We start from the raw sequence: 24,618 nt of genomic DNA on the forward strand, positions 1-24,618 counted from the left end.
CCGCTCAACTCGTGTGTGCAGCCACTTTGCCTGTGGTTTCGGGGAAGAAATCGGGTGCCGCGTGGCGCTTGCCGAACATCATGTCGTATTGCAGCAGACGGAAGTCGCGGATTGCCGGATCGATCTCTTTTCGACGCGACCAATCCGGGGTGGCGTCGCCCCCCGGTGCCAAAAGCAGATTGCGGTCGATAACGCGGTAGCGATCCCGCAACTGGCCGAGGAAGCCGGTGTAATAGGGATGACTGATGCCGGCCGTCTTGAGGATATGGTAGGGCAGAAAGGCCGGGCTGACGGCGCCCAGATCCTCGGCCGGGCCGCTGCGGTTCGACCAGACGATCAACGGCGTCTGGTGGTGCAGCAGCATCTGGTCGGCCGCCTCCTTGCGCGGCGCGACATTGTCCTTCAGGAAGCCGGTCTCGACGTAGACCGGCCCAAGCGGCGGCAGATGGTCGCCGAAGAAGGCGATGACGGTCGGCCGCTCGCGTTTCTTCGCCCATTCGATCAGCCGCTCGAGGCCGCGGTCCGCGTCGGAAGAGCCTTCGGCATAGCTCAACAGCGATTCACGCGCCCATTGGCTGATCGGCGCCTGCACCTTGTGGGTCGGATTGTTATAGCGATACGGCTCATATGGTCCGTGGTTCTGCAGGCTGACGGCGAAAAAGAAGACCGGCTCGGCGCTGGTATCGGCCTCGTGGATGATCTCGTCCGTCATAGCTGCGTCCGACGCGAGCGGTCCGCGCTTCTGCATGGGCGGCAACGTCTCCTCGGATTTGAAGTCGTTGAAGCCGAAATCGGCATAGACGGCTCCCCGGTTCCAGAACCAGTTGGTTCCGGGATGGATGGCGCGTGCCCGGTAGCCCTGACTTTTCAGGAAGGTCGCCAGCGAGGGGGTCGGTGTCCGCACATATTGCTGGTAGGGAATGCTGCCCGCCGGCAGGAAGGCGTTGGAAAAGCCGGTCAGGGCCTCGAACTCGATGTTGGCCGTCATGCCGCCGAACTCGGGCGAGAACATGTAGCCCGTGCGCAGTGCCCGCACATTGGGGATAGGGTCGGGCGTGATGGTGACACCGGGCAGCTTGGTCGGATCCCAGAAGGATTCGCTCATGACGACGATGATGTCGGGCTTCTCGGCGGGTACCGAGGCCGTTACCTGCGGTTTGCCTATCGCTTCGATCGCCTTGTCGGAATAGCCGGGCGGCGCCGAGACGTGGGCCATCGGGACGTTCAGCGCGAAGGCGAGCGCAAAACCGTTTGAGGCATAGTTTTCCTTCTGGTCCCACATGATCGGGATGATCTGCAGCCGGTCGCGCGTCCACGAGAAAGTGGCATAGTCCATGATGGAGACGAAGAAGGCGATCAGCGGCACCGTCAGCGTCAGCCGGGCAAGGCGGCCCTTGTGGCTGAGTGCCGGAACGCGGCGGCGCCATAGCCGCCAGCCATACACGAGCAGCGACAGCCCGCCGACAATGCCGATCGCCAGGGCAATGGCGGTTCCCGGGCGATCGCGTACCAGGAGCGGCATCAGTGCCACGATCTGCCGGGAATAGAGGAAATCGGTCGGATAGAGCGGATCGCCGAGATAGAGCGACTTCTGGTGGCCGACGAACGCCAGCGACAATGTCAGCGGCGCGACGATCATCAGGCTCTGATGGCTGCGGCCGAGCACGGCGTCGAGGCCGATGAGGATCAGCGCAAAAATGATGATCGTGGTCCAGCCGGGTTTGAAAGGCTGCAGAAAGAAATCAATGGTGCCGGCAAAGTTGCCGCGCACGATCAGTTCGATGGCAAACACCAGGATCGCCGCAGCCAGCAAGCTGATAAGGCCATAGCGGATGACAGGCCATTTGCGCGCCGGTAGATAGCCGGTCGACGGATCGCCTTCAAGAAACTGTGGCGCCGCCTCGGCTGCGCTCTGCTTGGTCTTTGCCACTTCAATAGTTCCCCGGCCCGCAACAAAAGCGTCACTCGATTGTCATCGAACTGTCACGCAAAGCCTAGCGTCTGCGGCGGAAATAAGAAGAGCCAGCAAACAAATCGTGAGCGGTTTTCATCATGAGTGATCGCCAAAAAGCCTGCCGAAACAGGCACTCGGCCGACATTACGTGGTCAAGGTTGGGCTTGACTTGGCCGCACGCCTTGCGTCACAGGCAACGAGAACCAGCAGCTGGGAGCCGACGATGGCCATCGCATTCACCTTTCCGGGGCAGGGCAGCCAGGCTGTCGGCATGGGCAAGGACCTCGCCAATACTTTTGTGGAATCGCGGCGGATCTTCGAGGAAGTCGACGACGCGCTCGGCGAAAAACTATCGCAGCTGATCTGGGAAGGCCCGGAAGAGACGCTGACGCTGACCACCAATGCCCAGCCGGCGCTGATGGCGGTGTCACTTGCCGCAGTCCGGGCGCTGGAGGCGCGCGGCTTCTCGCTGAACGGCGAGGTCACCTATGTCGCCGGCCACTCGCTCGGTGAATATTCGGCACTTGCGGCCGCTGGTTTCGTTTCGGTCGCCGACGCCGCCCAGCTGTTGCGTATCCGCGGCAATGCCATGCAGGCGGCTGTACCGGCCGGCGAGGGCGCCATGGCGGCGATCATCGGGCTGGAACAGGCCGACGTCGAGGCTGCTTGCGCAGAGGCCGCCCAGGGCGCCGCCAAAGATCCCGCGCAAGCCTTGGTTTGCCAGATCGCCAATGACAATGGCGGCGGCCAGCTGGTGATCTCCGGCGCCAGGCCGGCGGTCGAACTGGCGGCGAAGCTATGCACGGAGAAGGGCGCCAAGCGGGCGCTGATGCTGCAGGTCTCGGCGCCCTTCCATTCGGCATTGATGAAGCCTGCGGCCGAGATCATGCGGGAGGCGCTGGCGGCCGTGACGAAGAGTGCGCCCGCCGTGCCGCTGGTCTCTAATGTTACGGTGACCCCGACGAGCGATCCCGACGAGATTGCCCGCCGCCTCGTCGAACAGGTGGTCGGGCGCGTGCGCTGGCGCGAAACGGTGGAGTGGTTCGGCAGCAATGGCGTCGGCACACTTTACGAAGTGGGCGCCGGCAAGGTGTTGTCGGGGCTGGCCCGCCGCATCAACGGCGACATTGCCACCGCTGCCATCGGATCCGCGGCGGATGTCGAGGCGGCGCTGGCGAAGCTTGCATAATCAACTGGCGATTTGACACCGCTCCATGCGAAGGGTGTTCGCTCAGATCAGGAGGCAAGAATGTTCGAATTGACCGGCCGCAAGGCGCTCGTCACCGGCGCATCGGGGGGCATCGGCGAGGCGATCGCCCGCGTGCTGCATGCCCAGGGCGTCATCGTCGGCCTGCACGGCACACGTATCGAGAAACTGGAGGCGCTGGCCGCCGAACTGGGCGACCGGGTCAAGCTTTTCCCGGCCAATCTTTCCAATCGCGACGACGTCAAGGCGCTCGGCCAGAAGGCGGAGGCCGATCTCGAAGGCGTCGACATCCTCGTCAACAATGCCGGCATCACCAAGGACGGGTTGTTCGTACGCATGGCTGATGCCGACTGGGATAGCGTGCTCGAGGTCAACTTGACCGCCGTGTTCCGGCTGACCCGCGAGCTTACCCATCCGATGATGCGGCGCCGCCATGGCCGCATCATCAACATCACCTCAGTGGTCGGCGTCACCGGCAATCCCGGCCAGACCAATTACTGCGCCTCCAAAGCCGGTATGATCGGCTTTTCCAAATCGCTGGCGCAGGAGATCGCCACCCGCAATGTCACCGTCAACTGCGTCGCCCCAGGCTTCATCGAATCGGCGATGACCGCCAAGCTCAACGACAAGCAGAAGGAGGCGATCATGGCGGCGATCCCGACCCGGCGCATGGGCACGGGCGCCGAAGTCGCCTCTGCCGTCGCCTACCTAGCTTCCAACGAGGCAGCCTACGTCACTGGCCAGACCATTCATGTCAATGGCGGCATGGCAATGATCTAAACACTTGGGAAAACGCTTCATTCCGTCTTGGATGCACGGGATTTTTCGTGTAATGCCGCCCGCAACCCGGCGGTTCGGGCAAAAACCGGTCCTGTTCCGCTGCGTTTCCGGCAGGACCATCTTTCAGCTTGATTAGCGGCATTCTGCCCGCTAACGAAGACAGACAACCAAAAGACGAGGATGCCCAAATGAGTGACACCGCAGAGCGCGTCAAGAAGATCGTCATCGAGCACCTTGGCGTCGATGCCGACAAGGTGACGGAGCAGGCGAGCTTCATCGATGATCTGGGCGCGGACAGCCTCGACACGGTCGAACTTGTCATGGCGTTCGAAGAAGAGTTCGGTGTCGAAATCCCGGACGACGCCGCCGAGACCATCCTGACTGTTGGCGATGCGGTGAAATACATCGACAAGGCCTCCGCCTGACGCTATTTGCAGTCATCACCGGGGAGGACCTGCGATGAGGCGTGTCGTCGTCACGGGCCTTGGGCTGCTTTCGCCGTTCGGCATGGGCTTCGAGCACAGCTGGAAGGAGCTTCTGACCGGCCGCAGCGCAGCCAAGCGCATCACCGAATTCGAGGTGGAAGATCTTGCCTGCAAGGTCGCCCACGTCATTCCGCGCGGTGACGGCTCCAATGCCACTTTCAATCCTGAAGCCGTTCTCGAGCCGAAGGAGCTGCGCAAAGTCGGCGACTTCATCCTGTACGGGATCGCGGCCGCCGACGAGGCACTCAAGGATTCCGGCTGGCAGCCGAAGACGCATGAGGAACAGTGCGCCACCGGCGTCCTGATCGGTTCGGGCATCGGCGGCATCGAAGGCATCGCCGAGAATGCGATGATCCTCAAGGAACGCGGTCCGCGCCGCATCAGCCCGTTCTTCATTCCCGGCCAGATCATCAACCTCGTTTCCGGTCAGGTCTCGATCCGGCATGGGCTGAAAGGCCCCAACCATGCCGTCGTCACCGCTTGCTCGACCGGTGCGCATGCCATCGGCGATGCCGCCCGGCTGATCATCTGGGGCGATGCCGACGTTATGGTCGCGGGCGGCGCCGAAGCGCCGGTGACGAGACTCTCGATCGCCGGGTTCGCCGCTTGCCGCGCGCTCTCCACCGAGCGAAACGACGCGCCGCAAACGGCCTCACGCCCCTATGATCGCGATCGCGACGGCTTCGTCATGGGAGAGGGCGCCGGTGTTGTCGTGCTCGAGGAACTCGAACACGCCAAGGCCCGCGGAGCCAAGATCTATGCCGAGGTCACCGGCTACGGTCTGACCGGTGACGCCTATCACATCACCGCGCCCGCCGAGGATGGCGACGGCGCTTTCCGTTGCATGACCGCGGCGCTGAATCGGGCGAAGCTGACGCCGGCCGATGTCGACTACATCAACGCGCACGGCACATCGACCATGGCCGATACGATCGAACTCGGCGCCGTCGAGCGGCTGGTCGGCAACGCCGCCTCGAAGATATCGATGTCGTCGACCAAATCGTCGATTGGCCACCTGCTGGGCGCGGCTGGTGCTGCCGAGGCGATCTTTTCGATCCTCGCCATTCGCGACAACATCGCGCCGCCGACCATCAATCTCGACAATCCGGAGCGCGAAACGGCGATCGACCTGGTGCCGCACAAGCCGCGAGCCCGGCAGATCGACGTGGCGCTGTCCAACTCCTTCGGCTTCGGTGGCACCAACGCCTCGCTCGTCTTCCAGCGCTACAATGGCTGACCGCTCCGCCGGTTTCCGTCTGCCGTCAATTTTGCCATATTCGCCCCTACTCTGCCCGAGGGGATTCGTCGCAAGATCAATTGGTAGGGCGCTATGAACACAAATCCGGCCGATAACGGGGAATTCGGGCAACGGGCAGCAACGCCCGGCCCGATCGTGCCGAAGACGGCCAGCGAGGCGTTGCGGCCCGAGGCCGGCACGCCGCCGCCGAAGCGCTCGCGTGCCTCGCGCAGCCAGTTCGTCGTGTTCATGAATTTCGTCATCTCTTCGGTGATGCTGATGGTCCTTGCGGCAGGCGTTGCGCTGTATTTCGGCAAGCAGGAGTTCAACGAGCCCGGCCCGTCGGCCAATGGCGACACTTTCCTGGTCAAGCCGAATAGCGGCGTCCAGGAGATCGCCGACCAGCTTGAGCGGCGAGGGCTGATTAGCGACGCTCGCATTTTCCGCCTTGGCGTGCGCGCCTTCGGCAATGATTCCGCCCTGAAAGCGGGCGAATACGAGATCAAGCCGCAGGCGTCGATGCACGACATCATGGAACTGCTGAAGAGCGGCAAGTCGGTGATGTATTCGCTGACTATCCCCGAGGGGCTGACGGTCGAGCAGGCGCTGCAACGGATCGCCGAGCAGGACGCGCTGACCGGCGACATGCCGTCGACCACTCCACCTGAGGGCAGCCTCGCCACCGACACGCTGCGCTTCACCCGCGGCGCAACACGCCAGCAGATGGTCGACAAGCTTCTTGCCGACCAGAAGAAGCTGGTCGACGAAGTCTGGCAGCGCCGAGCGCCGGACCTGCCGATCGCCAACGTTGAGGATTTTGTCACCCTGGCCTCGATTGTCGAGAAGGAGACCGGCAAGGGCGATGAACGCTCGCGTGTGGCCGCTGTCTTCCTCAACCGGCTGGCCAAGGGTATGCGGCTGCAGTCGGATCCAACCATCATCTACGGCCTGTTCGGCGGCAAGGGCAAACCCATCGACCGCCCGATCTATCAGTCGGACATCCAGAAGCCGACGCCCTACAACACCTATCTGATCAACGGCTTGCCGCCGACGCCGATCGCCAATCCCGGCCGTGCAGCGCTGGAGGCCGTCGCCAATCCGTCGAAAACCAGCGATCTTTACTTCGTCGCCGACGGCAGCGGCGGGCACGTCTTTGCCTCGACGCTCGATGAGCATAATGAGAATGTCGCCCGCTACCGGGCACTGCTGAAAAAGCAGGCGCAGGACGCCGCCAAGGCCGGGGCAACCAATACCGGGGCCGACACGCCGGCGGGAGCCATCGTTGACGATGCGGGCGCCACCGCCGCCCAGTAGGGCCGGACGCCATCAGGTTGGCCCTGTGCATGTCCGGGTGGATGTGCAAGGGCTGCTGTGGCATTGAAATTCACGTGATCCTGTCCGGAGAAATCGCTCCGGCTTGAGGGGCATTCGGCAAAGGGACGCACGGCTACATGAACTTGCAGAGCATGACCGGTTTTGCGCGCAGTGTCGCCGAACACGACGGCACTTCGATTGCCTGGGAAGCCAAGTCCGTCAACGGCAAAAGCGTCGAGGTCAGGCTGCGGCTGCCGCAAGGTTTTGACCGGCTGGAGCCGGCCGTCCGGCAGACGGTGCAAAAGCGTTTTGCGCGCGGCAATTTCCAGATGACGCTGACCATTGGCCGCGCCGCCGGCGCTCAAGCGCAACCCGTGGTCAACGAGGCTTTCCTGACGGATCTGGCGGGCTTGGCCAAGCGGCTGCAGGAGCAGTTCGGAGTAGCACCTGCGGCGGCCGACGGGCTGCTTGCGCTGCGCGGCGTGCTCGACATTCCCGAAACCATCGAAACCGAAGAGGCGCGCAGTGCGCTCGATACCGCGATACTGTCGGCGCTGGAAGCTGCACTGAGCGGGCTGCAGCAGGCGCGCCAGAGCGAAGGTGCCGCACTTCGTTCCCTGCTGTCTGGCCATATCGATGCCATCGAGGCGCTGACGCTGCGGGCCGAGGCCGATCCATCACGCGAACCGGCCACGATCCGCGAAAGGCTCGCCGAGCAGATCCGCCTGTTGATGGACGCGTCTGCCAACCTGGATGCCAGCCGGCTGCATATGGAAGCGGCGTTCCTGGCCACCAAGGCCGACATACGCGAGGAAATCGACCGGCTGAAGACGCACGTGGTGTCGGGGCGGGCACTGCTCGCCGGCGGTGGCGCCATCGGCCGCAAGCTCGATTTCCTGGCACAGGAATTCAACCGCGAATCGAATACGCTGTGTTCCAAGTCGAATGCTGCCGCGGTCACCGCCATCGGGCTGGAACTGAAGGCGGTCGTCGACCAGTTTCGCGAACAGGTCCAGAATCTGGAATGATCCCGATGCCAAGCCACATGACTGCCAAGCCCCATGACCACTAGGGATGTGGGTTCCCGCATTCGGCGCCGCGGGCTGATGCTGGTCTTGTCGTCGCCGTCAGGCGCCGGCAAGTCGACGATTGCGCGCAACCTGCTGGAGAGCGATTCCAGCCTCGAATTGTCGGTCTCGGTCACCACGCGGCCACGCCGCGGCAGTGAGATCGAGGGCGTCCATTATCACTTCCGCACCATGCGCGAGTTCGAGCGGCTGCGCGATTCGGACGCGCTGCTCGAATGGGCCGAGGTACACGGCAATTGCTACGCGACGCCGCGCGAGCCGGCTGAACAGGCGCTGGCCGAAGGCCGCGACATGCTGTTCGACATCGACTGGCAAGGCGCCCAGCAGCTCAAGGAGAAGATGCGCGCCGATATCGTCTCGATCTTCATCCTGCCGCCATCGATGAAGGAATTGAAGGCGCGGCTGAAGCGTCGCGCCGAGGACCAGGAAGCGGTGATCGAGACGCGGCTCAAGAACGCCCGCAACGAGATCGAGCACTGGAAGGAATATGATTTCGTCATCGTCAACGACGATCTCGACCGCGCTTTCGCCGAGGTGCGCGGCATCGTCACGGCCGAACGGCTCAGACGCGATCGCCGGCCGGGCCTGTTCGATTTCGTCTCGGGGCTGCTCGACGAAAAGACGGATTGATCAAGGCGCTGTCCCCGCGACCAGGATCAGATTGCGGCTGAGCGCGGCGTCGCGCAGTTCCAGTGCCGCGGCATATTCTGGGGAGCGGTACCAACGCCGCGCCGTGTCCATGTCGGGGAATTCCACGATGATCAGCGGCCCGGGAGACCAGTCGCCTTCCAACATTTCCACCTCGCCGCCGCGTACCAGATAGCGCCCGCCATGCTGGGCGATGGAGGCAGCCGCGCGGGCGCGATAGGCTTCGATAGCCTCTGCGTCACGGATTGTGACGTCGGAAATGACATAGGCGGCCACTGTTTGTCTCCGGGCAGGGTCTGTCTGGCTATCTATGCCATGAGTGCGGAAATTCCACGCGGACGCTTCCCGGCATCACACCGCATTCGTCAGCCGCACGAATTCCTCGACGCTGAGCGTCTCCGCACGCCTGGTCGGATCGATGCCGGCGCGGGTGAGCAGTGCCTCGCCACCGAGGCTTTTCACGCTCTGCCGCAGCATTTTCCGGCGCTGGCCGAATGCCGCTTCGGTGACGCGGCTGAGCCGTTTCACCTCTGCCGGCAAGGGGTTGGCGCGCGGCACCAGATGCACCACCGAGGACGTCACCTTGGGTGGCGGCGTGAACGCCTGCGGCGGTACGTCGAAGGCAATCCTCGCCTCCGTCCGCCAGCCTGCCAGCACGCCGAGCCGGCCATAGGCCTCGCTGCCGGGGCTGGCTGCAATGCGTTCGGCGACCTCGCGCTGGAACATCAACGTCATCGATGCGTAGAAAGGCGGCCACTCGATAACGGTCAGCCAGCGGATCAGCAATTCGGTACCAACATTGTAAGGCAGGTTGGCGACGATTTTCGCCGACCCGCCGCTTCCCGGCACGCCTTTGGCAAGCGCCGCAAAATCAGTTTTCAGCGCATCGCCGGCTACGATCTCGAGCCGACCCGGATAGTGGTTCGCTATCTCGGCCAAAGCCGCCAGGCAACGCTCGTCGCGCTCGATCGCGACGACTCGCCGGGCGCCGTTGAGGAGCAGGGCTCGAGTCAGCCCGCCCGGGCCGGGACCGACCTCGATAACCGTAACATCGGAAAGGTCGCCGGCGGTTCGCGCAATCTTGCTTGTCAGGTTAAGGTCGAGCAGAAAATTCTGGCCGAGTGCCTTTTTCGCCTGCAGCCCATGGCGCTCGATCACCTCGCGCAGGGGCGGAAGGCCGTCTATGCTCATCGGGCTGGGCTCATCGGGCTGGGCTCATCGGGTTAAGCCCATCGAATTGGGCTCATTGGGCTCAGTGGCCTACGGCCTTTTCCCGGTATCGGCAAGCAGGCGCGCGAGTTTCAGCGCCGCAATCAGGCTGTCGGCACGGGCGATGCCCTTGCCGGCGATGTCGAAGGCGGTGCCGTGGTCGGGCGAGGTGCGGACGAAGGGCAGGCCGAGCGTGACGTTGACCGCCTCGTCAAACGCCAGCGCCTTGGCCGGGATCAGCGCCTGGTCGTGATACATGCAGAGCGCCACGTCGTAGCCGGCGCGGGCGCGAGCATGAAACAGCGTGTCGGCCGGCAATGGCCCGAAGGCGTCGATCCCTTCCTGCCTCAGCCGGTCGATCGCCGGGCGCACGATCCGCTCGTCTTCGGTGCCCATCGCGCCGCCTTCGCCGGCATGCGGGTTGAGGCCGGCAACGGCGAGCCGCGGCTTGGCAATTCCGAAACGGTTTGCAAGGTCGGCGGCGGTGATGCGGCCGGTGGCGACGATCAGGTCGGTCGTCAGCGCCTTCGGCACCTCGGCCAGTGCGATGTGGATGGTGACCGGCACGGTGCGCAGGTCCGGGCCGGCAAGCAGCATTACCGGTATCACTTCAGTGCCGGTGTGAAGCGATACCAGATGCGCCAGATATTCGGTGTGGCCGGGAAAGCGAAAGCCGGCATCGTAGAGTGGCTTCTTGGCAATGGGGCAGGTGACGACCGCGGCAGCCCGGCCGGCGAGGCAGTCGGCAACGGCGCGGTCGATCGCCTCGATGATGCCCGCGGCGTTGGCTGGATCCGGGCGGCCGGGACTGTCGACGAAACGGGCAGCAAGCGCCACCACCGGCAGCGCGCGCGAAAACACCCCCGGCGCTTGCGCCGGCGTCGTCTCGGCAATCGCGATATCGGTGCCGAGCCTGTGCGCCCGCGCGGCAATCAGTGCCGGATCGGCAAGGAGATAAAAAGACGGAACGCCAGCGCTATCGCGGGCCTGCCAGGCGGCGATGGCGATGTCCGGCCCTACGCCGGACGGATCGCCGACGCTCAACGCCAGCGGAAGCTCTGGGTCAGGCACGGCGCTTCGACTTCAGCGCTCGATTATGCGGGCTTTCTTCCGCAACTCCTCGACATATTTCTTCGAGAGTTCGTCGGCGTTCTTGTCGCTCGAATCTTCACTCTGGAACACCATCTGCGCGGCTTTGTCGTCTGACACTTCGCGCGACGAGCAGATGCCGATGAATTCGACACCGCGGTCGGTTTCGCGGGTCGTGGTGGCGCCGCCGACCTTTGTAGCCTTTATCTGCTCGGCCCAGTCCGCCGGCAATTGCGGCGCCAACACCCGGCCGAGATCGCGAACGGTGACATCGATCAGGCCCTTGGCGAATTCGCGCGTGGTGTTGCAGCCGTTGAAGCGGGCGCGCATGGCGTCGGCTTCGCGTTTGCGCTTGGCCAGCGTCGCGCTTCGCTCGGCGGCCGGCACCACGAAGATGACCTGCTGCAACATGTACTCTGTGGCGCTCGGTTTGCTACCGCCTTTTTCGAGCATGCGCTTGACGAGGTCCTGCTCGCCCATTGCGCCGCCGCCGTCGCTAGAACGGTGACGCGCGGTCAGCGCCTGGTTCCAGGCCATCTGCGCCCGGATAAAGTCCTTGAAATGCTCCTTGGTGACGCCGGATTGCGCCATCGCGCCGTCAAGCTGCTTGAGCGGCATCTTGTTGCTGGTAGCGAAACGCTGATAAGCGGCATCGACCTGCTCGTCGCTGATACGGATGCCGAGCCGCCGGGCTTCGGCCAGACGCAGCGTCTGGTCGATCATTTCCTGGCCGGCATCGCCCTTTCTGTGCTGCAGGCGCAGGAAAGCGGCCCGATGCTGGATGTCGCCGGTGGTGATCGGTATGTTGTTGACGACGTATTTGATCTCGGTGGCGAAAACTGGCTGCGTCACTGCGGTGGTCGAGAACGCCACCAGCAGCGCGAACCCTGCTGAAAAGAGGTATTTCCTCATCGAAAGCATCCCAATTCCATCCCGATTCGGCCCAACCTATCCCAGTTCAGGCCGCCAAAATTCGTGCCTGCTCTATGCGGCGAAACAATGTCGTCCGCCAGCCGCCCCGTTGCCGACCGCTGCCCGTTATTGGATGGTGTCGATGGAGCGTTGCGACGAGCCGAAATCGCCGAGCGTGCGGAACGACAGGTTGAAGCCGACGTTCTGCGATACTTCCTTGGTGTTCAGGTCACGTCTTTCCGAAAACGTCATCAAATAGGTAAAGCATGAATCACTATAGGCAAAGCCGACCCCGTCCTTGACCAGAACGCTCTGCTCCAGATCATATGTGCCGGTGCCAAAGACGCGCCAATTCTCAGCAAGATGTGTCGAGGCGCCGAGCGTAACCTCATGGCGATCGGTCGAGAAGCCATAGAGCGGCTGCGCCTGGATGAAGGCGTATTTGGCGCTCAGCGATACCGGCAGGCCTGAAAAGGCGGCCTTCACCTCAGCGCGGCGGATCTCGAAGCTTTGCTCGTCGAAACGGCCGCTGACCGAGCCGGAAAACCCGCTGGGGCTGTTGAAGCCGACAAGGCCGACATAGTCGGAGGTTGCAGTTTCAAGGCCTGAATAGGCGCCGACATTGACCAGGTCCGGCGTGCCGAACGAGTTCTGGCCGCCGAGCTGGTAGGATTGGCCGAACACCGCATTGGTGCCCCAGCCATTGTCGTATGCGCCGGAATAGCGCAGCCCGACATTGGCGCGTGTGCCGCCTTCCATGCGGTCATAGCCCGAGAATTTGTCGCGCTCGAACAGCGTCGTGGCGTCGAAGACGAAGCTCTGGGCGTCCTCGTTGGGGACCGCCAGCCCGCCGACATATTGCTCGTTCGGACGCATGAATACCTGCGCCATCGGTTCGAAAACATGGCTGGAACTGGTCATCGAGAACAGCACCGGCCAGCGCATCTCAAGGCCGGCGGTCGCCATGTAGCGGGCAAGCGATGAACGCATATCGTCCTCGACGCCGAGATTGGTCGCCATCTGGTTGATGGCGTCGAGCGAGGCCGAGGAGGCGTTGACGTAGCCGGCGTCGCCGCGCAGCGCCAGGAGCGGTGTCAGCAGCAGCCCGCCATCGGTGGTGAAGGTGCGCTTCCATTCCGCTTCCGCGGTAAGGCGGCCGGATTGACCGTCGATGCCGCGGACGTTGTTGACGGACGAAGGGATGCCGGAATTTGCAAGAGCCGTATCGAGCCTGTCGCGGTCAATGACCCGCGCGTTGACGTCGAACGACAGCTGCCCGCCGGCCACCGGCATGTCGGGGATATAGGCATAGTCGAGCGAGGGCAGCACCCAGGGCTGCTTGGCGGCGCGTGCGGTCGGATCGCTGGCGAGCGTGTCTTCCTGAACGTCGAAGTGCATGGCGCGCACATCGAAGTAATTGCGATCGTTGAGCCCCGTCAGGTACACCTCGGAGCGGTGCACGCTATCGTTGAAGCCATCGATGTCATAGGTGCGCGCGAAATTCTTGTCGCTCTGCAGCAGGATGTCCCAGCCGAAGTCCCAGCGCGGGTTGATGGCGAACTGGCCCTGGGTGCCCATCATGCCGCGGAACCTGTTCGGGTCGCCTGCTGTACCCGAATTCACGTTGTGGCCATTGTCGTCGATGAAGGCGTCGGGATTCTCCTGCCGGATGCCCGCAATCTTCAGGCTGTACTGACCGTTGTTGAAGCGCTGCCGCCACTCGGCCTCACCGAGGAAACCTTGCTTGGTATAGCCGCTGCCGGTGACAGTGAGATCGTAGGTCGGCGAGAGCGCGAAATAATAGGGGACTTTAACACCGACGCCGAGATCGCTCTTGTAGGCGACGCCGGGGATCAGGAAGCCGCTCTTGCGCTTGACCGTTGGGTCGGCGATCTCGAAAGCCGGCAGATAGGCCAGCGGAAAGCCGAAGAACTCGAAATTCGAGTTCTCGAAGCGAACCGTCTTCTTCTCGCCGTTCCAGATGATCTTCCTGGCCTTGATACGCCAGGTCGGCGCTTTGTCGGGCTGGTCCTCGCACGGCTCGCAGGCGGTGTAGACGCCATTGTGGAACGTCGTCAGCACGCCGCCCATGCGCTCCGCGCTTTCGGCGGCGAAATACGCCTTGTCTATGGTCTCGACACGCAGCGCGTTGACAAAGCCGTCCGCGAAATCGTCGGTGATGTCGGCATGCTGCGAATAGATTTTGGTGCCGTCGCTATTGACGAGTTCGACATTGCCGCTGGCGACGAGGCGTTTGGTGTTGCGGTTGTATTCGACCCGCTGGGCAACGAGACGGTTGCCGCCGTAGTCGATCTGGACGCCGCCGACGGCCGTCACGGTCTGCTTGTCGTTGTCGTAGACCAGCGTATCGGCTGCCAGCAGCATCTGCGTGCCGCTCGGAACCTTCGTTGCCAGGTCACTGACGTCCTGGGCAAAAGCCGAAGCAATCGGGGCGACGCTGGCAAGCAGGCATGCCAAGGCGCTCGCCGCAGAGAGGCGTGCCAAACCGGCGTGCCTATGGCTGCGCAAAACCGCCTCCCTCACTAGCCGTCTTCCTTGTATAGCAGGAATGTCACCCCGAAGAACATAGCCACGACAACCGGGACCCAAGCCGCTACGGCAGTGGGTACGAATCCCGCTACGCCGAATGCCTTGACCAGCACCGAAACGACATAAAGCAGAAAGCCGGCCACGATGCCACCCAGAATCATCGTTGCCGACTGCCCCATCCTCGCAAATCGCATTGATACCGTTGCCGCAATCAGCGTCATCGCGACAAGCAGGAAAGGCAGCGCAATCAGGGAATTGAACTGCATCGCGAAGGCATTTGCCTTGAGGCCGAAGGAGCGGGCCACTTCGATCTTGCCGGGCAGATCGTAGAAGGGAATGGTCTCAGGGCGCGCCAACCGCTCTTGCACGAATTCCGGCTTGAGATTGGTCGGCAGCCGATCGCTGGGTAACGACTGGATGGTGCCATCCCGAAACACCTTGACGTCCTGCAATTCCCAGTAGCCGTCCCGCAAAAAGGCGCGCGCCGCATCCTTGCGCTCGATGATGTCGCCTTGCGGGCTGAAACTGAAGAAGACCGCGTCGGCCATCTCCAGGCCTTGATTGAGAATGGCGCGTGCGCCGATGATGGTGTCGCCGGCGCTGGTTTTCTGCCTGATCCAGGGCGCGGCATCGGCCGAGACGCTGTTCGACTTGCCCGAACGGAGCTGGGTCTCGATCTCCTCGGACCAGGAATAGGCGTGCGCGGCTACCGGATTGATGACGCCGACCGACAAGGCTCCGAACAGCAGCGCCCCGATGCAGCATGGCAGCAGGAACTGCCATGCAGAGACGCCGGCGGAACGGGCGATGACCAATTCATACTTGCGGTTGAGCGACACCAACGTCGCCATCGCCGAGAACAGGCCGACGAACGGCACCGTCTGCAGCATGATCATCGGCATCCTGAGCCCCGAAATGGCGAACGCGGTTGCGTAGGTGAAGCCCGGCACGCCGGTCGTGCGGCCGGAAAGCTCGGTGAAATCGATCAGAAACACCAGCGCCAAGAGGCCGATGAAGAACCAGATGGTGATCGTCACATAGCGAAAGAAGAAGTACCGACCCAGAGTCCAGCCCATCAGCCGGCTCCCTGTCCGGATGCGCCACGCCTGGCAAAACGGAGCTTGATGGCGCTCCAGCCGTCACTGAAGCGACCGGCAAGATTGGTTATCCAATCGGCCCAGGCAACCGGCAGTTCCATGGTCCGGTTGGACACGATGAACCAGATGGCGATCGCCGATGCCACGATCGGGACGCCGTAGACCATATAGGCATATTGCGGCACCTTGTCGGCCTTGCCGGCGGCAAAGAACCCGAGCCAGCGCACGAACAGTGCGATCGCGATTGCCGTGATCAGCGGGTGCACACGCGCCTCGCGATGCGAGCGCGCATCTCCGGCGACGGCGAGCGCGATCAGCGCGAAGACGAGCGAATAGGACCACTCGGAAAAACGCTGGTTGAGCTCGGCCAGGTACCGGTTCGGCTTTTGCTGGTACATCTTGTCATTCGGACTGGGATTGAACAGATACTGGGTCGTCCGGTCCTTCGGTAAAAGCAGGATGTCAGATGATGCCGACATGAAAGCGGACAAGTCGAAGGCATAGGAGGTGAACCGGATCACCGAGAGGTCGCCGGTCATGGTTTTGCGATGGATGACGCCGTCATTCATCATCAGCACCTTCTCGTCGCCGCGTTCGATGATGCTGCCAGTCTTGGCATAATAGACGAGATTGACGCCTTCTTCGCGCGAATCGGCGACGAAGATGCCGCCGAGGCGATTGTCGGGAAGCCGTTCGCCGACCTGCAGGAACAGGCCGTCATCAATCTTGCGGAAGGTGCCTTCCTGGATGATCAACGACAACAGATCGGCACGCGACGACGCAATCAACTCGCGGTTCTTCTGGCGTGCGTATGGGTCGACGCCATTGTCGACGGCGAAGGAAAAAACGCTGGCTGCGAGTGCCAGAAGCATGATCGGCCTGACGATGGTCCAGCGTGATGCGCCGGCGGCATTGATGACGGCCAGCTCCGAATCCGAATTCATCACGCTGAGGATCTGGGCGACCGCGACTACCAGGGCGAACGGCACGACGATCGGAACGATCGTCGGGATGATCAGCGCTGCGACTTCGAAGAAGGTGAGGGCCGACTGACCGCTATCGGTGACGAGGTCGATGCGGGCGAGCACCTGAGTCGTCCACACGATCGCCAGCGTCCAGACGAGCGCCAGCGCGAATACCGCGAAAGCACGGCGCATGATGTAACGTTCAACGACCTTCATGAAGGCTTTTCTCGGCGATTTCGAACGGCATCATGCCTTGGAACAAGGTAGTCGTCCGGCGCCGGCTGCACAACTGGCTCAGTTTGGCGGTTCGATCTGGGTTCTGTTCCGGATCGCAAAGTCCGCTGGGCCGGAGTGTCGGCGGCAATGGATAAGAAAGGGCGAACATTGTTGGTTAACAACAGGTTGCGGCGGGAAGCGGGGCCGTGCCGCGACGAATCGTGGATGGTTCGATATCGCATATGGGAGCGATTTCGGCCAAAGTCTTGTCAAATGCGGCAAAACGACCAAATGTCGCGCCGGTCGCGACCGCCGCGGCGTGATAAGACGGGTCAGGATCTGTTGAGCCCCAGCATGGAAGCGGAAAAATTGCGCAGTCAAACCGGTCGGGAAACCGTCTTTGACGGCGCGATCGTGGTCGGCGCCGGCGCGGCCGGCCTTGCCGCCGCCCACGCCTTGATGAAGGCCGGCGTACCGACGCTCGTCCTGGAAAGGGAGAGCCGGCTTGCCGAACCCTGGCATCGGCGGCACCAGCGGCTGCACCTCAATACGCATCGCGATCTCTCGACGCTGCCCGGCGTCGGCTATCCCGCAGGCACCCCGGCTTTTCCGCATAAATCGGCCGTCATTCGCCATCTGAACGATTTCAGCAAGGCGCATGGTCTGCCGGTTGCATTCGGCGTTTCCGTTGAAGAGATCACGTTCGACGGCGATCACTGGACCGTGCGGACGAACGCCGGATTCCGTCCGGCGCGCCATGTCGTCGTCGCCACCGGGCGCGACCGGCAGCCGTTTATCCCCGCGTGGAAAGGCATGAACGATTTTGCAGGCCGGATTATCCATTCGGCCGATTTTGGCGAGGCGAAGGACTATGCCGGCAAAAAGGTGCTGGTGGTCGGTGCCGGCAATTCGGGGTTCGACGTACTCAATTATCTTGCGAATGCAGACGCCCAAAGCATCTGGCTGTCGGCCCGCAACGGCCCGTCACTGCTGCCGAAACGCATCGGCAAAGTCGCCGTCCACAGGCTTTCACCGTTAATGGCGAGCTTGCCGGTGCGGCTGGCCGACGCGGTGATGGCGACAACCCAGCGCCTGGTTTTCGGCGACCTGACGAAATTTGGGCTTCCGCCGGCCCCCATAGGCGGTGCGAGCCGTCTGAGCGCCGACTACACCGCGATCGCAGCCGATGACGGCGCGGTTCGCGCTATCAAGGCAGGCACGATCGTGGTGGTGCCACCATTGCGGGAATTTACCCAGGACGGCATCGTGTTGAATGACGGCAGGTTGATCACGCCCGATATCGTCATTGCGGCGACCGGCTATCGCACCGGTCTGGAACAGATGGTCGGCAAACTCGGCGTGCTCGACGGCAAGGGCGTTCCAATTTTCAACGGCGGCGATGCCGATCCGAAATTGCCCGGTCTGTGGTTTACCGGCATGCGGCCGAGCATTCGCGGTTGTTTCGCCAACGCCGGCATTCAGGCCAGGGCGATAGCGGCGCGGATTGTCAAGCAGCGATGATGAGCCGGACTATGCCGACTGTTCCGCCCACAATGGACACGCCTTGTTGAAACGTGCTCGAACTGAAAGGTCAATGATCATGACGCCAGTCAGCATTCGCTACATGGTCGATGATGTCGCCGCCTCGATCGACTTCTACTGTGGACATCTGGGCTTCGCTGTTGAACAGGACGCGCGACCGGCTTTTGCTTCGGTCACACGCGGCGCGTTACGGCTCCTTCTAAGCGGACCCGGCAGTTCGGGCGCACGGGCGATGCCGGATGGCCGGCAGCCGGTGCCGGGAGGCTGGAACCGCATCCTGTTGGTGGTTTCGGACTTGAAAGAAGAGGTTGCGCACCTCAAGAGTGCTGGACTTGTCTTTCGCAACGATATCATAACGGGCGTCGGCGGCTCCCAGACCCTGCTCGAAGACCCATCGGGCAATGTCATCGAGCTGTTTCAAGCCGCCGCTCACTGACGCAACAACACGGCACCTTCGGTCCGATCTGCCCAATCTAACGCCTCCCGCGATAATCCAACGCACTTCCCCGAAAGCAGGACATCATGAATTCGAGACCCTCGATCGCCTTCGCCAAATTCGCCGCGCCCAAAAAGGGCAGCGTTTTCGTTCTGGTGGCCGACGAGGGCGGCCTCAGCGATGCCGCCAGGGCTTGCGATCCGGCAAACACCCTCGATCGGGCTTTTCCGGTCGCCGACTTTACCGGCAAATTCGCCAGCCTGGTCGAAGTGCTGGCACCCGAAGGGACATCGCTCGAGCGGCTGGTGGCGGTCGGCGCCGGCAAGGGCTCCAACCTCGATGACTACGCCTGGCTGAAGCTCGGCGGCACGATTGCCGCGTCCTTTCGCAAGGCAACCGAAGTGGCCGTCGTGCTCGATCTTCCCGGTGCCGCCGTCAGCGGCAGGCAAGCCGTTCAGCTTGCAGCAGGCATCCTGCTGCGCAGCTATTCCTTCGACAAGTACAAGACCAAAAAGAACAATGGTGACGACAAGCGCGAGCCAAAAAAGCCGGTCAAGGTGACTATTCACACCGCCGATCCGGCAGCTGCAAAGAAGGCCTTCGCCGAAGAAGCGGCGGTGATCGACGGCGTCTTGCTGGCGCGCGATTTGGTCAATGAGCCGGCCAATGTTTTGGGACCGGTGGAATTCGCCGCCCGCATCGCCGAACTGGAGGCGCTCGGCGTCACGGTCGAGATCCTGGCCGAGAAGGAGATGAAGAAGCTCGGCATGGGTTCGCTGCTGGGCGTAGCGCAGGGCTCGCCGCGTGGCGCCCGCATCGCGGTCATGCGGTGGGACGGCGGCAAGGCCAAGGAAAGTCCGGTCGCCTTCGTCGGCAAGGGCGTCACCTTCGACACTGGCGGCAATTCGATCAAGCCCGCCTCCGGCATGGAGGACATGAAGGGCGACATGGGCGGCGCTGCTGCCGTCACCGGGCTGTTGCACGCGCTGGCCGCGCGCAAGGCGAAGGTCAATGTCGTCGGCATCGTCGGGCTGGTCGAAAACGCCGTCGACGGCCACGCTCAGCGACCAGGCGACATCGTCACCTCGATGTCGGGCCAGACCATCGAAGTGCTCAACACCGACGCCGAGGGCCGCCTGGTGCTGGCTGATGCGCTGTGGTACTGCAACGACCGCTTCCAGCCGAAATTCATGATCAATCTAGCGACGCTGACCGGCGCCATCATGGTCGCGCTCGGTCAGCATTATGCCGGCTTGTTCTCCAACAATGACGAGTTGGCGGACCGGCTGACGGCGGCCGGACAGGCGACGCAGGAGCGGGTATGGCGCATGCCGCTCGGTGCCGAATACGACAAGCTGATCGAGTCCAAGAATGCTGACATGAAGAACATCGGCGGCCGCCATGGCGGCGCCATCATCGCCGCGCAGTTCCTGCAGCGCTTCGTCAAGGACACGCCCTGGGCGCATCTCGACATTGCCGGCACCGCGATGGGCGCGCCTTCCAGCGAGATCAACCAGTCATGGGCTTCCGGCTTCGGCGTCAGGCTGCTCGACCGGCTGGTGCGCGATCATTACGAGCAATGAGTGGGGCGGGACTCCGACAATGTAGACTGAACGCATGGCCGAGATTCTGTTTTATCACCTGACCGAATCGACGCTGGAGGATGCGCTGCCCGGCCTCCTGGAGCGCAGTGTCGATCGCGGCTGGCGCGCCGTGGTGCAGACCGGCACCGAGGAACGGCGCGACGCGCTGGACCAGCATTTGTGGACTTTCCGGGACGATTCGTTCCTGGCCCACGCAACGGATCGCGAAGCCCATCCCGCCGAGCAGCCGGTGCTTCTGACCGTCGGCCCTGACAATCCGAACCAGGCGCAGATACGCTTCCTGGTCGATGGGGCGGTGCCGCCGGAGCTTGGCGGCTACCAGCGCGCCGTGTTCCTGTTCGACGGCCACGATGCAGCCCAGCTGGAGGCGGCACGCACGCATTGGAAGACAATGAAGGAGGCCGGCCACACCGTGACCTACTGGCAGCAAACGCCCGACCGGCGCTGGGAACGCAAGGCTTAGAGAATTTGCAGCCAAGTGGAATCACTGGCGCCGCAAGAATGCGACGACAAGAAGATGGACCGCCGGCTATTCAAAAGACCTGAGCAAGCCCGATGCCGACCGATGAACGAACATCAAGCATGCCGATAGATGCCGCACTTGTTCGCCGGCTGATTGCTGCGCAGTTCCCCAAATGGGCGGACCTGCCGGTAGAGCCGGTCGAGCCTGGCGGCTGGGATAACCGCACGTTCCGGCTGGGCGATCGCATGTCGGTGCGGCTGCCGAGCGCTGCCGCCTATGTCGCCCAGGTCGAGAAGGAGCACCGCTGGCTGCCCCGCCTGGCGCCTCACCTGCCTCTGCCGATACCCGTGCCGCTGGCCAAAGGCGCGCCCGGGGAAGGCTATCCATGGCCTTGGTCCGTCTATCGCTGGCTTGGCGGCAGACCGGCGGCTGGTGGACTGATTGCCGATCTTACTGAGTTCGCCCGTTCGCTGGCCGGCTTTCTGGTGGCGCTCTACCGGATCGACGCTGCCGATGGGCCACCGGCAGGGCAGCATAATTTCCACCGCGGCGGCCGGCTTTCGGTCTACGACGCCGAGACCCGAGCCGCGCTCTCGGCGCTCGGCGGCCGCATCGACAAGGCCGCAGCCGAGGCCGTGTGGGCGACTGCGCTTGCCTCGCGATGGCAGGGGCCGCCGGTCTGGGTCCATGGTGACGTCGCCTCGGGTAATCTGCTCGTCGAAGATGGCAAGCTCTGCGCGGTCGTCGATTTCGGCAGTTCGGCTATCGGCGATCCTGCCTGCGACCTGGTGATCGCGTGGACGGAATTTTACGGCGAGAGCCGCCAGGCGTTCCGCGACGCCATTGCCCTTGATGAGCACAGCTGGGCGCGCGCTCGGGGCTGGGCGTTGTGGAAGGCGCTGATCGTCGCTTCGGGACATGACGGCAACCAGCGCGAGGCGGAAAAATTGTGGCGGGTCATCAATGAGGTGCTGGCGGATCACACAAACAGTCGGAGCGGGATGGCTAATTCAGTCTGAACGCATCCAGCTCTAACAACGAAAAGCATTACTGCCCGCCCATCTCCTTCTTGAATGTATCGAAATCGACCTGCATGCCGCTGAAGATGGTGCTCCAATGGCGGGTCAGCGCTGAAACGGCGACCGCCTCCTGGATCTCGTCGTCGGTGGCGCCGGCGCGCCTGGCATCCTGCGTGTCCGACCAGATACAGTAGTTGCACGGGATTTGCGCTGCCACCGCCAGCGAGATCAGCGACTTGACCTTCGGCGGCAGCGCCGTCTTGTCGCTGAGCTGGATGGCCTTGACCTCGGCCCATGCACCGGGCAGACCGGCTTTCGGGAACTGCTTTACGAAACCGGGCACCCCGCCCATGGTCGACTGGATGTCCTTGACGGTTGCGTCATACTCGTCGGCATAGGAAGGAGCTGCAGCCAGCGTCAGCACACAGGTGGCGGCGAGCAGGCAGGCACGGCGGATGGAAGAATGCGTTGATGAAAGAGCACGATAGACAGACATGACATTCTCCTCTGGTCTTTGCTAGCCTTACGGTGTAAGGTAATGTCGAAAAATGAACCTTACAGTGTAAGTTGTCAAGCGGCACCATGGACACATCGATCAAAAAAAAGCGACCGCGCGGCCGGCTTTCTCGCGAGATGATCGAGGATGCGGCTTTGAAGGTGATCGAGAGCGAGGGCCTAGCCGGGTTTTCGATGCGCAAGCTGGCGGCAGAACTCGGCTGCGAAGCCATGAGCATCTACCACCACTTTCCTTCGGCGGCGCAGCTCTTCGAAGCCTTGGTGGACCGGCTGATCGGCTCCATCGAAATGCCCGACGCGGATTTGCCCTGGCGGCAAAGATTGCGCAGCGCCGTGCTGGATTTCCGCCGCGTCGCGCGTGAGCACCCGGCCTTTGCCACGTTCCTTGTAACCTACCGGATGAATTCGCCGACCTGTCTCACTTGGCTGAACGGCATCCTTGGCCTGTTCGAGGCCGGCGGCTTCGGACCGGAGCTGGGTGCGCGGCTGTTCCGCACTACCGGCTATTATCTGATGGGTGCCATCCTCGACGAGACTGCCGGCTATGCAAAGGGGCCTTCGGGCGTGACTATCGTCAGCGACGAGCAACTGGCGCAGGATTTTCCAAAAGTAGCTGCCGCCGGGCGTTATTTCGGCACCGCCGAATTCGACCGGACGTTTGATCTCGGCCTTGACATGCTCCTGGACGAAATGGAGCGCGCCCGCGACGGCGCCAGCGCGCCGAACACCAGGTCTTGACCTCATGCGCTCTCTGTTCGCCCTGATACTGCTCATTGGTACCGGCATCGGCGTCGTCTATCCCTGGGCGATGACCAATTTCTCCGGCCGTGAGATCGGCACCTGGCGGGTTTACGACCAGGGCCGGTTCAAGCCGGTGACGGTGGCCCTGAGCGCACGCGACGGGCCGCTACGCGTGCTGGTCGATCTTACGGCAAGAGCCGAGCGCATCGTCTCGCAGCAGCGCACTGTGTTGACCCTGACTGCCACCACCGGCGGCAGGACGGTGCTCGCCTCGACGCTGCAGTTCAACCATTCCGACAATCCGCGCCAGGTCAGTCCGCAGCTGCCGGACAGGATCTTTCGCGATGAAGCCGGACTGATCCCGACCGTTACCGCCGGCCCCTACATCTTCACCGTCGGTCCGGGCGACGCCGAGGGCATTCCGATGCGGGCCGTCGACCTCGTCCTGCGCTCGGGTGCCGGCGAGGTCGACCGCCGGGCGCGGCCGGTCGGTTTTTCCCTGATGGCGGCCGGCCTGGCCGGGCTGGTGCTGGCATTCCGTTTCGGCGGCCGCCGGCCGGAAAATCCGAACTCGCAGCCGCCACCGCCGCGCTGGGGCAGGGGCTCCAATTGAACTATCGCCACGCCTACCATGCCGGGAACTTCGCCGACGTCGTCAAGCATGTCGTGCTCAGCCGGCTGATCGAATATCTGAAGCTGAAGGACAAGGCGTTTCGGGTCATCGACACCCATTCCGGAATCGGCCGCTACGATCTGTCCTCGACCGAAGCGCAAAAGACCGGCGAATGGCAAGGCGGCATCGGCCGGCTGGTCGATGCGGCCCTCGATGCGCCGGCGGCAGCACTGCTGGCGCCGTATCGTGAGGCTGTCCGTTCGCTCAATCCGGACGGCGGGGTGAAAAAATACCCGGGTTCGCCGCTGATCGCCCGGCACCTGATGCGCAAGCAGGACCGGCTGTCGGCGGTCGAACTGCACGCTAAGGATGCTGCCAGGCTGAAGGCGCTGTTCGACGGTGACTTCCAGACCCGGGTGATCGAGCTCGACGGCTGGCTGGCGCTCGGCGCGCATTTGCCGCCAAAGGAAAAGCGCGGCCTCGTGCTGATCGATCCGCCTTTCGAGGAAGAGGGTGAGTTCGGTCGCTTGGTCGACGGGCTGCAAAGAGCCCATCGGCGCTGGCCAGGAGGAATTTACGCACTGTGGTATCCGCTCAAGGACCGCAAGGCGGTCGCCGCCTTCCGCAAGGCGCTGAAGCAGACGGGCATTCCGAAGCTGCTCGATATTTGTTTTGAGATCAGGCCGGCCTCCGTCGAGCCGAGCCTCGACGGCTGCGGCATGGTGGTGGTCAATCCGCCCTTCACGCTGGAAGGCGAGTTACGGACGCTGCTGCCGGCGCTGCACCGACTGCTTGCACTCGAGCAGCCGTCGCATTGGACGCTGGACTGGCTGGCGGGAGAGTAGTTTGAGATGCGGCCCTGCCATTCAGACAGCGCAACAATCGTCGCCACAACCATGGTCGCTACAACCGCTTGACCGCGCGTCAGCGAAT

24 protein-coding genes are annotated in these 24,618 nt (G+C 63.1%); 15 read left to right on the forward strand and 9 right to left on the reverse strand.

What is annotated here, in order from left to right:
- Positions 1 to 4 precede the first annotated feature (4 nt).
- Complete coding sequence (locus AC0L2Y_RS06255) at positions 5 to 1,930, reverse strand: LTA synthase family protein (protein WP_352567442.1); 1,926 nt, start codon at positions 1,928 to 1,930, stop codon at positions 5 to 7.
- Between the two features lie 247 nt (positions 1,931 to 2,177).
- On the opposite strand from AC0L2Y_RS06255, the gene fabD reads away from it, so the two are divergent.
- The 7 genes from fabD (at position 2,178) to gmk (ending at position 8,695) form a co-directional block, all read left to right on the forward strand.
- Entirely contained in the window at positions 2,178 to 3,143 is a 966-nt protein-coding gene (gene fabD / locus AC0L2Y_RS06260; protein WP_473554627.1) for an ACP S-malonyltransferase, read from the forward strand.
- Positions 3,144 to 3,203: 60 nt separating this feature from the next.
- Positions 3,204 to 3,941, forward strand: a complete 738-nt coding sequence (fabG, locus tag AC0L2Y_RS06265; protein ID WP_473554629.1) for a 3-oxoacyl-[acyl-carrier-protein] reductase — start codon at positions 3,204 to 3,206, stop codon at positions 3,939 to 3,941.
- A gap of 188 nt (positions 3,942 to 4,129) precedes the next feature.
- Positions 4,130 to 4,366, forward strand: coding sequence for an acyl carrier protein (locus AC0L2Y_RS06270; RefSeq protein WP_006203723.1), 237 nt, complete (start codon positions 4,130 to 4,132; stop codon positions 4,364 to 4,366).
- A 34-nt stretch (positions 4,367 to 4,400) separates the two neighbouring features.
- Entirely contained in the window at positions 4,401 to 5,663 is a 1,263-nt protein-coding gene (gene fabF / locus AC0L2Y_RS06275) for a beta-ketoacyl-ACP synthase II (protein WP_473554630.1), read from the forward strand.
- Positions 5,664 to 5,756: 93 nt separating this feature from the next.
- A complete protein-coding gene (gene mltG / locus AC0L2Y_RS06280) occupies positions 5,757 to 6,977 on the forward strand; it encodes an endolytic transglycosylase MltG (protein WP_352567438.1) in 1,221 nt (406 codons plus the stop codon).
- Positions 6,978 to 7,114: 137 nt separating this feature from the next.
- Positions 7,115 to 8,005 carry a YicC/YloC family endoribonuclease gene (locus tag AC0L2Y_RS06285; protein WP_473554633.1) on the forward strand — a complete coding sequence of 297 codons (891 nt, stop codon included), beginning with the start codon at positions 7,115 to 7,117 and terminating at the stop codon, positions 8,003 to 8,005.
- 33 nt (positions 8,006 to 8,038) lie between these two features.
- A complete protein-coding gene (gmk, locus tag AC0L2Y_RS06290) occupies positions 8,039 to 8,695 on the forward strand; it encodes a guanylate kinase (protein ID WP_023719822.1) in 657 nt (218 codons plus the stop codon).
- On the opposite strand, the gene AC0L2Y_RS06295 is transcribed toward gmk, so the two are convergent.
- The 7 genes from AC0L2Y_RS06295 to lptF form a co-directional block, all read right to left on the reverse strand.
- On the reverse strand, positions 8,696 to 8,989 hold the full coding sequence (locus tag AC0L2Y_RS06295) for a DUF1330 domain-containing protein (protein WP_352667223.1): 294 nt from the start codon (positions 8,987 to 8,989) through the stop codon (positions 8,696 to 8,698).
- A gap of 75 nt (positions 8,990 to 9,064) precedes the next feature.
- Entirely contained in the window at positions 9,065 to 9,904 is an 840-nt protein-coding gene (gene rsmA / locus AC0L2Y_RS06300) for a 16S rRNA (adenine(1518)-N(6)/adenine(1519)-N(6))-dimethyltransferase RsmA (RefSeq protein WP_473554636.1), read from the reverse strand.
- 69 nt (positions 9,905 to 9,973) lie between these two features.
- The gene (gene pdxA, locus AC0L2Y_RS06305) at positions 9,974 to 10,993 is read right to left on the reverse strand and encodes a 4-hydroxythreonine-4-phosphate dehydrogenase PdxA (RefSeq protein WP_473554638.1); all 1,020 of its coding nucleotides are present in this window, start codon (positions 10,991 to 10,993) and stop codon (positions 9,974 to 9,976) included.
- A gap of 12 nt (positions 10,994 to 11,005) precedes the next feature.
- On the reverse strand, positions 11,006 to 11,932 hold the full coding sequence (locus AC0L2Y_RS06310) for a peptidylprolyl isomerase (RefSeq protein WP_352493149.1): 927 nt from the start codon (positions 11,930 to 11,932) through the stop codon (positions 11,006 to 11,008).
- A 117-nt stretch (positions 11,933 to 12,049) separates the two neighbouring features.
- The gene (locus tag AC0L2Y_RS06315; protein ID WP_473554641.1) at positions 12,050 to 14,467 is read right to left on the reverse strand and encodes an LPS-assembly protein LptD; all 2,418 of its coding nucleotides are present in this window, start codon (positions 14,465 to 14,467) and stop codon (positions 12,050 to 12,052) included.
- Complete coding sequence (gene lptG, locus AC0L2Y_RS06320; RefSeq protein ID WP_473554818.1) at positions 14,467 to 15,552, reverse strand: LPS export ABC transporter permease LptG; 1,086 nt, start codon at positions 15,550 to 15,552, stop codon at positions 14,467 to 14,469. The genes AC0L2Y_RS06315 and lptG overlap by 1 nt, the downstream gene beginning before the upstream one ends.
- The gene (lptF, locus tag AC0L2Y_RS06325) at positions 15,549 to 16,751 is read right to left on the reverse strand and encodes an LPS export ABC transporter permease LptF (RefSeq protein WP_473554642.1); all 1,203 of its coding nucleotides are present in this window, start codon (positions 16,749 to 16,751) and stop codon (positions 15,549 to 15,551) included. The genes lptG and lptF overlap by 4 nt, the downstream gene beginning before the upstream one ends.
- 354 nt (positions 16,752 to 17,105) lie before the next feature.
- Between lptF and AC0L2Y_RS06330 the strand changes: the two genes are divergently transcribed.
- From AC0L2Y_RS06330 to AC0L2Y_RS06350, 5 genes are all read left to right on the forward strand, one after another.
- Complete coding sequence (locus tag AC0L2Y_RS06330; RefSeq protein WP_473554644.1) at positions 17,106 to 18,272, forward strand: flavin-containing monooxygenase; 1,167 nt, start codon at positions 17,106 to 17,108, stop codon at positions 18,270 to 18,272.
- Positions 18,273 to 18,345: 73 nt separating this feature from the next.
- Positions 18,346 to 18,729 (forward strand): VOC family protein, encoded by a 384-nt coding sequence (locus AC0L2Y_RS06335; RefSeq protein ID WP_352710692.1) that lies wholly within the window; start codon positions 18,346 to 18,348, stop codon positions 18,727 to 18,729.
- A gap of 86 nt (positions 18,730 to 18,815) precedes the next feature.
- Positions 18,816 to 20,312: a leucyl aminopeptidase gene (locus tag AC0L2Y_RS06340; protein ID WP_473554645.1), complete on the forward strand. Its 1,497-nt coding sequence runs from the start codon at positions 18,816 to 18,818 to the stop codon at positions 20,310 to 20,312.
- Positions 20,313 to 20,346: 34 nt separating this feature from the next.
- Positions 20,347 to 20,796 (forward strand): DNA polymerase III subunit chi, encoded by a 450-nt coding sequence (locus tag AC0L2Y_RS06345; protein ID WP_352708523.1) that lies wholly within the window; start codon positions 20,347 to 20,349, stop codon positions 20,794 to 20,796.
- A 119-nt stretch (positions 20,797 to 20,915) separates the two neighbouring features.
- Positions 20,916 to 21,815, forward strand: a complete 900-nt coding sequence (locus tag AC0L2Y_RS06350) for an aminoglycoside phosphotransferase family protein (RefSeq protein ID WP_473554646.1) — start codon at positions 20,916 to 20,918, stop codon at positions 21,813 to 21,815.
- Between the two features lie 28 nt (positions 21,816 to 21,843).
- On the opposite strand, the gene AC0L2Y_RS06355 is transcribed toward AC0L2Y_RS06350, so the two are convergent.
- On the reverse strand, positions 21,844 to 22,311 hold the full coding sequence (locus AC0L2Y_RS06355; protein WP_473554649.1) for a carboxymuconolactone decarboxylase family protein: 468 nt from the start codon (positions 22,309 to 22,311) through the stop codon (positions 21,844 to 21,846).
- Between the two features lie 86 nt (positions 22,312 to 22,397).
- Here AC0L2Y_RS06355 and AC0L2Y_RS06360 point away from each other — a divergent pair, with 86 nt between their 5' ends.
- The 3 genes from AC0L2Y_RS06360 to AC0L2Y_RS06370 are packed head-to-tail and all read left to right on the forward strand — an operon-like array spanning position 22,398 to position 24,530.
- On the forward strand, positions 22,398 to 23,069 hold the full coding sequence (locus tag AC0L2Y_RS06360; RefSeq protein ID WP_473554651.1) for a TetR/AcrR family transcriptional regulator: 672 nt from the start codon (positions 22,398 to 22,400) through the stop codon (positions 23,067 to 23,069).
- A 4-nt stretch (positions 23,070 to 23,073) separates the two neighbouring features.
- Positions 23,074 to 23,685, forward strand: coding sequence for a hypothetical protein (locus AC0L2Y_RS06365; RefSeq protein WP_473554654.1), 612 nt, complete (start codon positions 23,074 to 23,076; stop codon positions 23,683 to 23,685).
- A complete protein-coding gene (locus AC0L2Y_RS06370; protein ID WP_473554655.1) occupies positions 23,682 to 24,530 on the forward strand; it encodes a 23S rRNA (adenine(2030)-N(6))-methyltransferase RlmJ in 849 nt (282 codons plus the stop codon). Before AC0L2Y_RS06365 ends, AC0L2Y_RS06370 begins: the two co-directional genes overlap by 4 nt.
- Positions 24,531 to 24,618 lie beyond the last annotated feature (88 nt).

The organism is Mesorhizobium sp. WSM4830 (assembly GCF_055811495.1).